Genomic DNA, 8,246 nt, shown 5'->3' on the forward strand with positions numbered 1-8,246 from the left:
TTTTTTTATGGCGGCGCGGCGGCGCCGGCGACGCGCTCGCAAGGCTGAGGTTTTGGTTTAGTATTGGATTCCCACCTGCCCCGTCATCCGGAAACATGCAAAAAATTCTCTTTGGCCGCATCGCGCTGGCCGGTTTCATGTTGCTTGGCGCGGCGCCGGCCGGCGCCGCCGTCACCAGCGCTCCGGAGCGGGTGCAGGTCGTGCGCATCGGCTTCAGCGGTCCGCTGACGGGCCCCAACGCCGTCATCGGCGTCGATGCGCTCAACGGCATGCAGATCGCGGTGGACCGGCTCAACCAGCAGGGCATCGAGATCGACGGCAAGTCGCTGCGCTTCGAGACGGTGGTGCGCGACGACCAGTCGGATCCCCAGCGCGGCCTGGAGATCGCCCGCGAGCTGGCCGGCAGCGGCATCAGCGCGCTGCTGGGACCGGTCAATTCGGGCGTGGCGCTGGCGGTCGTCAAGACCTACAACGACGCCCAGACGCCGGTGCTGACGGCCGCGTCCAATCCCAAGGTCACGCAGGCGGGGCTGCCGTACGTCTTTCGCATCGTCGCCAGCGACGGCGACATCGGCGCCAAGATGGCGCAGTACGCCTCCCGCAACCTCAAGCTGCGCAGCGTGGCCGTCATCGACGATGGCAGTCCCTACGCCCAAGGACTGATCGACGCGTTCCAGAAGAGCGCCAAGGGGCTGGGCATGCAAAGCCTCCAGCGCGAGCTGGTGCCCGAACAGGCGGCCGAATCGGTGGCGGCGGATGCCCTGCAGCGCATCCGTGACGGCGGCGCGCAGGCGGTGTTCATCGGCGCCTATTCGATGCAGTCGGGGCGGCTGATCAAGCTGATGCGGCAGATGAAGATCGATGTGCCGGTGATGGGCGGCGACGCGCTGTGTTCGGCCGCGGTGGCGAAGGTGGCGGGCGATGCGGTGAAGGACAATACCTATTGCGTGCTGGGCGGCGCCTGGCTGACCAAGGCGGCCGACGGCGCGGTGTTTGCGGCGGGCTTCCAGCGCAAGTTCGGGCGCGTGCCCGATGTCTATGCGGCGTCCTATTTCGACGGCGTGATGCTGCTGGCCCAGGCCATCAAATCCACCGGCTCGCTGGAAGGCAGCCAGCTGATGTCGGCGCTGGCGCGCACGCGCTACAAGGGCATCACCGCCAGCTACGAGTTCAACGCCCAGCGCGACCTCAAGGAGTCGACCGTGACCATCCTGCGCTTCAAGGGCGGCGAGCTGTCGCCGCTGGCCAGCTTCTGAGCCGGCCGGCGGACGTCATCTTCCATCACGGAGCGGGCGGGAAATCCACCACGGTGTCGTTGACGCGGTTGAACAGGTTGGTCAGCGTGATGGCGCTGATGGCCAGCAGCGTGTCGACGATCTGGGCATCGCTGTAGACCGCGCGCACGCGCTCCACCAGCGCCGCGGACACGGTGCCGCGGGTGCCGACCAGGCCGCGGGCGAATTCGGCCAGCAGGTCCAGCTTTTCATCGCCGCCGGCGCTGCCGTGGCGCGCGCCCAGCATGGCCTGGTTGTCCAGGCCGGCCTTCTTGCCCATCAGCGTGTGGGCCGCCAGGCAGTAGTCGCAGCCGGCCTTTTCGCTGACCGCCAGCTTGACGATTTCAATTTCCCGGGCCGACAGGCTGCTCTTGCGCAGCGCGCCGTCCAGGTGCAGTACGGACTCCAGCGCCACCGGGCTCAGCATGCCCATGTTGGCGTAAGCGTTGGGCACCATGCCGGCGGCGGCCTTGATGGCGGTGAACAGTTGGGCGGCCTGGCCGCTGGCTTCGGTGATCGGCTGGGTGGTGAGACGGGGCATGACTTTCTCCTTGGCTGGATTGCGCAGGCATCCGTCGGCGGCGGAATTGCCGTTTGATCGGTCCTGCGCATGGCTGTAATGTAAGTCGATGCGATGAAATTATTAATGCTATTAAATCGCTTAAAATTGCTCAAAAATCTCAAGCGATCAGACCATGGATGCCCTCAGCCGACTGTTGTCCCTGCACCCGGTGCGCGCCGCGCTGGACATCCGCTGCCGCTTCGGCGAGCCATGGAACCTGCCGCATGAGGGGCAGGCCTTCGGCGTCGCGCCTTACCATTTCATCCTCGAGGGACGCGCCCGGCTGGAGGTCGAGGGCCGCGAACCCATGCAATTGCAGCCCGGCGACCTGGTGCTGTTTACCCGCGGCGCGGCGCACGTCATCTACACCGCGCCGCCGCAGGACGCGGTGGCGGTGCGCGTGGTCGATCCCGGCGCCTCGTTGCGGCTGCACATCAACGACGAGGCCGGCGGCGGCCGACGACCGGTGTCCGATTTCCTGTGCGGGCAATTCCATTTCGAGTCGCCGCAATCCAACGCCCTGATGCAGGCGCTGCCCGACGTGGTGCTGGTGCGCGGCGCCGAACTGCCGGACGGCCACGGCCTGCGCGTGCTGGCCACGCTGTTGCGCGACGAGTGCGGCGGCGCCGACGGCAGCGGGCAGTTGCGCGAAGGAGCGCAGGCGGTGGTGAGCGGATTGGCCGCGGCGCTGTTCGGACTGGCGATTCGCGCCTGGCTGGGTCAGGGAGGGCCGCAGCCGGGTTTGCTGGCGCTGCTGGCGCATCCGCGCCTGCAGCGCGCGGTGCAGGCCATGCTGGAGGCGCCGCAGGAGGAGTGGCCGCTGGAGCGCCTGGCCGAGGCCTGCCACATGTCGCGCGCGACCTTTGCGCGGCAGTTCCGCGAGGCCGGCGCAACCACGCCGGGCGAGGTGCTGCAGCAGCTGCGCATGGCGCAGGCGGCGAAACTTTTGAGGTACGGCAAGATGGGGACGGCCGAGATCGGCGAAGCTGTCGGCTACCAGTCGGAGGCGGCGTTCAACCGGGTGTTCAAGAAATACAGCGGGGTGGGGCCGGGCGCCTATCGCCGCCGGCAGCGCGCCGGCGAGCCAGGCGCATGAAGGGGCAGCGGATCAGCGGATCGGCAGGCGGATGGTGTTCTTCACTTCTTCCATCACCGCGTAGGTGTGGGTCTCGCGCACACCCTTCAATTGCAGCAGCGACTTGCCGAGGAATTCGCGATAGGCGTTCATGTCCTTGACGCGCGACTTGACCAGGTAGTCGAAGCCGCCCGCCACCATGTGGCACTCCATGATCTCGGGAATGCTCTGCACGCTCTTCTTGAATTCGGCGAAGACGTCGGGCGTGGTGCGGTCCAGCACCACCTCGATGAACACCAGCAGCGACACGTCCAGCAGCTCGGGATTCAACTGCGCGGCGAAGCCCAGGATGTAGCCGGCTTCCTGCAGTTTGCGCACCCGTTCCAGGCAGGCCGCGGGCGACAGGTTCACGCGCGCGGCGAGGTCGACGTTGCTGATGCGCCCGTCGTTTTGGAGTTCCGCCAGAATTTTCTTGCTGATCTTGTCGAGCGCAGCCATGGTTTCTGAATTTTATTCAGCGAAATAATTTTTAAGAGAATTTAATTCTGATTATAAAGGCAATAAACGCGCCTAATATCAGGAAAGAGAAAATAGAATCCTCCCTCATAAAAAAATACAACGTAATGCGGGCACGGTGCGCCAACGGCGGCGCATCTGCGCGGATCGCAGCAGCATTTTCCGGAACCACTTTTACGAGTTTCATATGTTCGTACCTGCAAAGGCGCAGTCAGTACAGCATCGACGGAACCGCGGCCGGCGTCTCACAAGGACGTCGTCGGCGGCATATCCTGCTTTTCCAGCGTTTTAAGTTTTAACTTATCCAACCGCAGTCTGACTTTCTAGAAGAGAGGAAACACCCCATGTTCAAGCGCGTCTCCGGACTCAACATCATCGCCGCCTCGCTGGCGCTGATCCCCGCCTTCGCCATGGCGCAGGAAACCCAGGTGGTCAAGATCGGCTTCTCCAGCCCGCTGACCGGTCCGCAGGCATCGGCCGGCAAGGACAACCAGGGCGGCCTGATGATGGCCGTCGAGCGCCTGAATGCGCAGCCCATCACCGTGGGCGGCAAGAAGATCAAGTTCGAAGTCATCGCCGAAGACGACCAGGCCGATCCGAAGTCGGGTGTGGCCGCCGCGCAAAAGCTGGCCGACCAGGGCATCAAGGCCATCGTCGGTCCCTACAACTCGGGCGTGACCATCCCCGCTTCGCGCGTGTTCAATGACGCCGGCATCGTCGTGGCCACCGTGGCTTCCAATCCGAAGATCACCCAGCAAGGCTTTGCCACCCTGTTCCGCGTTGCGGCCAGCGACAGCCAGCTGGGCGGCAAGATGGCCCTGTACGCGGCCAAGGAACTGAAACTCAAGCGCGTCTCGGTGATCGACGACCGCACCGCCTACGGCCAGGGCCTGGCTGAAGAGTTCAGCAAGGTCGCCAAGGCCAACGGCCTGGAAGTGGTCAGCAAGGACTTCACCAACGACAAGGCCACCGACTTCACCGCCATCCTGACCTCCATCAAGGGCAAGAAGCCCGACGCCGTGTTCATCGGCGGCTACGCGCCGCAAGGCGGCCCGATCAAGCGCCAGATGAAGCAGCTGGGCATCGACGTGGTGCTGATGGGCGGCGACGGCATCTGCTCGCCGGAAATGGGCCGCCTGGGCGGCGACGCCATCGGTGAATCCGTCTACTGTACCCAAGGCGGCACCATGCTGGACAAGGCCAAGGAAGGCAAGGTCTTCGCCGACGACTACCAGAAGAAGTTCGGCCGTCCTGCGGAAACCTACGCCGTGTCGTTCTACGACGGCATGATGCTGATCGCCGAAGCGATGAAGAAGGCCAACTCGGTCGAGCCCAAGCAGTTCGGCCCCGAGCTGGCCAAGATCAGCTACAAGGGTGTGGCCGGCCAGTACGACTTCGACGCCAACCACGACCTGAAGCAATCCCCGGTGACCGTGTACCGTTTCAAGAACGGCCTGCCGGTGCCGCTGACCAGCTACTGATCGGCCGCGCGCCTGTCTTAGCCTGAATCCCGCCGCGCCGGCAGTTGCCGGGGCGGCGGGCGGCAAGCACCCGATCAGGTTCAATTCCCCGCAGTTCCCCATTCGCGCAGTACCCGTTTCCGTCGGCATCGCCTGCGGCGGGCCGGTTTTTGCCGCGCGCGATGGAAGGCCGCAAGGTGGTACTCTTTTGCCTCCGCCGCCACCTGCCGCAACCCGTAGAAGGAAGTCCATGCTCAGCTATACCCGCACCGTCCAGACCATCGATGCCCATACCGGCGGCGAGCCGCTGCGCATCCTGGTATCCGGCCTGCCCAAGATCCCGGCCGGCAACATCCTGCAGCAGCGCGCCTGGTTGAAGGAAAACCGCGACGACCTGCGCCAGTTCCTGATGAACGAGCCGCGCGGTCACGCCGACATGTACGGCGCCTACCTGCTGCCGCCGGTCACCGCCGGCGCCGACTTCGGCGTCATCTTCATCCACAACGAAGGCTACAGCGACATGTGCGGCCACGGCATCATCGCCCTGGGCAAGGTGCTGGTCGAGATGGGTTACGTGGAACCGGTGTCGCCGGTCACCCGCATCTGCTTCGACGCCCCGGCCGGCTTCATCGAAGCCTTCGTCGAATGGGACGGCAAGCGCGCCGGCAAGGTGAGCTTCAACAACGTGCCGGCCTTCATCTACCAGCGCGACGTCGAAGTGGATACGCCCAGCTTCGGCAAGATCACCGGCGACATCGTCTTCGGCGGCGCCTTCTACTACTACATCAACGCCGCGCAGACCGGCCTGACCGTGAAGCCCGAACTGGTGCGCCAGCTGATCCAGCTGGGCGCCGAGACCAAGGCCGCGGTGATCGCCAAGGTCAGGATCCAGCATCCGCTGGAGCCGGGCCTGAACACCCTGTACGGCACCATTGTCGACAGCGAACGCAATTTCCCCGGCGCCGACCAGTCCAACGTGTGCATCTTCGCCGACCGCGAAGTGGACCGCTCGCCCACCGGCACCGGCACCTCCGGCCGCGCCGCGCAGCTGTTCCTGCGCGGACAGCTGGCGCTGAACCAGAACTACGTCAACGGCAGCATCGTCGGCAGCAACTTCGGCGTGCGCGTGACCGCGCCCACCAAGGTCGGCGAGTTCGACGGCGCGCTCACCGAGGTCAGCGGCTACGCCCACATCATGAGCACCAACCAGTGGGTGCTGGAAGAGTCCGATCCCTTCCCGACCGGTTTCTTCCTGCGCTGATTACCAAGGATCGCCCGCATGCATATCCTCGACGCACAACAAACCGCAGCCGCGCTGCCCTACGCGCAACTGGTCGACGCGCTGGAAACGGCTGCGCAGCAATTCGTCAGCGGCGCCATCCGCGCGCCCGAACGCCAGGTGGTGCCGATCGACGCCGCCAGCGTGCTGCTCTCGATGCCGGCCATCGCCGACGACCTGTCGGTGACCAAGCTGATCACCGTGCACGCCGACAACGGCCAGCACGGCCTGCCCGCCATCCAGGGCGAGGTGGTGGCCTTCGAGACGCAGACCGGCCGCCGCATTGCGCTCATGGACGGCCCCACCGTCACCGGTCGCCGCACCGCCGCCATGACCATGCTGGGCATCAAGACCCTGCTGCCGCGCGCGCCGAAGTCGGCGCTGCTGATCGGCACCGGCGTGCAGGCCGCGGCGCATGCCGACGCGCTGGCAGAGTTCTTCGGCGTCACCCAGTTCTGGGTGGCCGCGCGCGACCTGGCGCGCACGCAGGCTTTCTGCAGCGCCCTGGGCGAGCGTCATCCGCAGGCCGTGGCAAGCCCCTTGCCGGCCGAACTGCTGCAGCATGACCTGCCCAGGACCGACGTGCTGATCGCGCTGACCACGTCGCGCAGCGCCGTCATCCCCGAGCAGGTCGCGCCGGACACGCTGGCCATCGGCGTGGGCGCCTTCAAGCCCGACATGGTCGAGTTCCCGGCATCACTCTTGCATGCACGTTCCATCGTGGTCGATGACCTCGGCGGCGCGCACCACGAAGCCGGCGACCTGATCCAGGCCAAGGTGAACTGGAACGGCGTCATCGCCATCGGCGATGTGCTCTCGGGCAAGGTCGACCGCGCGGCGCTGGCGAAGAACGGCGCGCTGCCGGTCTTCAAGACCGTCGGCCAGGCCTCCTGGGACCTGGCCGCGGCGCGCGTGATGCGAGCGTCGTTGGCGCAGTGAAATCAGTCATCGAGCGCGAACCTGGTTCGCGCTCTTTTCTTATCAGCAGCAAGCAGTAGATCAACAGATACAAAAAGGGAGAACCCAATGACATGCACACGGCAGCGCCGTCCACAAGGCGCAAGCATCCCCACCACCCGGCCATCGGCCCGACCGTAAAGACCCAGAGGAGACATCAAGTCATGGACATTTTCATCCAGCAGATCATCAACGGATTGGTGCTAGGCAGCATGTATGCGCTGATCGCGTTGGGTTACACGATGGTGTACGGGGTGCTGAACCTGATCAACTTCGCGCACGGGGACATTTTGATGGTGGGGGCGATGGTGGGTTTGTCGCTGCTCAAACTGGTGCAGAACGTGGCGCCGCAGTTGCCCGGCATCGTGCAGCTGATCATCGCCATCGTGGGTGCGATCCCGGTGTGCATCGTGGTCAGCCTGGTGATCGAGCGGGTGGCGTACCGGCCGCTGCGCAACGCGCCGCGCCTGGCGCCGCTGATCACGGCCATCGGCGTGTCGATCCTGTTGCAGACCATCGCCATGATGATCTGGGGCCGCAGCCCGCTGCCGTTCCCGCAGGTGATGCCGTCCAACCCGGTGCATATCGCCGGCGCTTTGATCTCGCCCACGCAGATCATGCTGCTGGTGCTGGCGGTGCTGGCGATGCTGGGCCTGGTGCTGATCGTGGAGAAGACCAAGATGGGTCGCGCCATGCGCGCTACCGCCGAGAACCCGCGCATTGCGGGTTTGATGGGGGTGGATTCGAACAAGGTGATCGTGGTGACGTTCGCCATCGGCGCGGGCCTGGCGGCCATTGCCGGCGTGATGTGGGCGGCGAACTACTCGACCGCGCAGTTCGCGATGGGCTTCGTGCCGGGCCTGAAGGCCTTCTCGGCGGCGGTGCTGGGCGGCATCGGCAACATCTACGGGGCCATGCTGGGCGGTATCTTGCTGGGCCTGATCGAGAGCCTGGGCGCCGGTTACATCGGCGACCTGACGGGCGATTTCCTGGGCAGCAACTACCAGGACATCTTCGCCTTCATCGTGCTGATCATCGTCCTCACGTTGCGCCCGTCCGGCATCATGGGTGAACGAGTAGCCGACCGCGCTTAAGCCTCAATCAACATTACACAGAAGAGAAG

Annotated in this window: 9 protein-coding genes; 6 read left to right on the forward strand and 3 right to left on the reverse strand. The window is 65.2% G+C overall.

The genetic code is table 11. The features are described 5' to 3' along the window. Nucleotides 1–95: 95 nt before the first annotated feature. Complete coding sequence (locus CEJ42_RS23910) at nucleotides 96–1,256, forward strand: branched-chain amino acid ABC transporter substrate-binding protein (protein ID WP_088752770.1); 1,161 nt, start codon at nucleotides 96–98, stop codon at nucleotides 1,254–1,256. A gap of 25 nt (nucleotides 1,257–1,281) precedes the next feature. On the opposite strand, the gene CEJ42_RS23915 is transcribed toward CEJ42_RS23910, so the two are convergent. Then, nucleotides 1,282–1,815: a carboxymuconolactone decarboxylase family protein gene (locus tag CEJ42_RS23915; RefSeq protein WP_079217232.1), complete on the reverse strand. Its 534-nt coding sequence runs from the start codon at nucleotides 1,813–1,815 to the stop codon at nucleotides 1,282–1,284. 154 nt (nucleotides 1,816–1,969) lie between these two features. On the opposite strand from CEJ42_RS23915, the gene CEJ42_RS23920 reads away from it, so the two are divergent. Beyond that, nucleotides 1,970–2,932, forward strand: coding sequence for a cupin domain-containing protein (locus CEJ42_RS23920; protein ID WP_088752771.1), 963 nt, complete (start codon nucleotides 1,970–1,972; stop codon nucleotides 2,930–2,932). Nucleotides 2,933–2,944: 12 nt separating this feature from the next. Here CEJ42_RS23920 and CEJ42_RS23925 read toward each other — a convergent pair whose 3' ends face one another. Then, nucleotides 2,945–3,409 carry an Lrp/AsnC ligand binding domain-containing protein gene (locus CEJ42_RS23925; RefSeq protein ID WP_050470298.1) on the reverse strand — a complete coding sequence of 155 codons (465 nt, stop codon included), beginning with the start codon at nucleotides 3,407–3,409 and terminating at the stop codon, nucleotides 2,945–2,947. A gap of 31 nt (nucleotides 3,410–3,440) precedes the next feature. Beyond that, nucleotides 3,441–3,614 carry a hypothetical protein gene (locus CEJ42_RS25115; protein WP_165774497.1) on the reverse strand — a complete coding sequence of 58 codons (174 nt, stop codon included), beginning with the start codon at nucleotides 3,612–3,614 and terminating at the stop codon, nucleotides 3,441–3,443. A 157-nt stretch (nucleotides 3,615–3,771) separates the two neighbouring features. Between CEJ42_RS25115 and CEJ42_RS23930 the strand changes: the two genes are divergently transcribed. The 4 genes from CEJ42_RS23930 (at nucleotide 3,772) to CEJ42_RS23945 (ending at nucleotide 8,217) form a co-directional block, all read left to right on the forward strand. Then, complete coding sequence (locus CEJ42_RS23930) at nucleotides 3,772–4,908, forward strand: branched-chain amino acid ABC transporter substrate-binding protein (protein WP_088752772.1); 1,137 nt, start codon at nucleotides 3,772–3,774, stop codon at nucleotides 4,906–4,908. A gap of 229 nt (nucleotides 4,909–5,137) precedes the next feature. Continuing rightward, nucleotides 5,138–6,148, forward strand: coding sequence for a proline racemase family protein (locus tag CEJ42_RS23935; RefSeq protein WP_088752773.1), 1,011 nt, complete (start codon nucleotides 5,138–5,140; stop codon nucleotides 6,146–6,148). Between the two features lie 18 nt (nucleotides 6,149–6,166). After that, complete coding sequence (locus CEJ42_RS23940; protein WP_088752774.1) at nucleotides 6,167–7,105, forward strand: delta(1)-pyrroline-2-carboxylate reductase family protein; 939 nt, start codon at nucleotides 6,167–6,169, stop codon at nucleotides 7,103–7,105. 182 nt (nucleotides 7,106–7,287) lie between these two features. Next, nucleotides 7,288–8,217 carry a branched-chain amino acid ABC transporter permease gene (locus tag CEJ42_RS23945; protein ID WP_079216177.1) on the forward strand — a complete coding sequence of 310 codons (930 nt, stop codon included), beginning with the start codon at nucleotides 7,288–7,290 and terminating at the stop codon, nucleotides 8,215–8,217. Nucleotides 8,218–8,246 lie beyond the last annotated feature (29 nt).

Source organism: Herbaspirillum robiniae, assembly GCF_002213415.1.
GTDB lineage: Bacteria > Pseudomonadota > Gammaproteobacteria > Burkholderiales > Burkholderiaceae_D > Herbaspirillum > Herbaspirillum robiniae.

What these genes read in the sequence shown, in the direction of transcription:
- CEJ42_RS23910 (WP_088752770.1), top strand. Translation starts at nt 96, where the DNA reads ATGCAAAAAATTCTCTTTGGCCGCATCGCGCTGGCCGGTTTCATGTTG.
- CEJ42_RS23915 (WP_079217232.1), bottom strand. Translation starts at nt 1,815, where the DNA reads ATGCCCCGTCTCACCACCCAGCCGATCACCGAAGCCAGCGGCCAGGCC.
- CEJ42_RS23920 (WP_088752771.1), top strand. Translation starts at nt 1,970, where the DNA reads ATGGATGCCCTCAGCCGACTGTTGTCCCTGCACCCGGTGCGCGCCGCG.
- CEJ42_RS23925 (WP_050470298.1), bottom strand. Translation starts at nt 3,409, where the DNA reads ATGGCTGCGCTCGACAAGATCAGCAAGAAAATTCTGGCGGAACTCCAA.
- CEJ42_RS25115 (WP_165774497.1), bottom strand. Translation starts at nt 3,614, where the DNA reads ATGAAACTCGTAAAAGTGGTTCCGGAAAATGCTGCTGCGATCCGCGCA.
- CEJ42_RS23930 (WP_088752772.1), top strand. Translation starts at nt 3,772, where the DNA reads ATGTTCAAGCGCGTCTCCGGACTCAACATCATCGCCGCCTCGCTGGCG.
- CEJ42_RS23935 (WP_088752773.1), top strand. Translation starts at nt 5,138, where the DNA reads ATGCTCAGCTATACCCGCACCGTCCAGACCATCGATGCCCATACCGGC.
- CEJ42_RS23940 (WP_088752774.1), top strand. Translation starts at nt 6,167, where the DNA reads ATGCATATCCTCGACGCACAACAAACCGCAGCCGCGCTGCCCTACGCG.
- CEJ42_RS23945 (WP_079216177.1), top strand. Translation starts at nt 7,288, where the DNA reads ATGGACATTTTCATCCAGCAGATCATCAACGGATTGGTGCTAGGCAGC.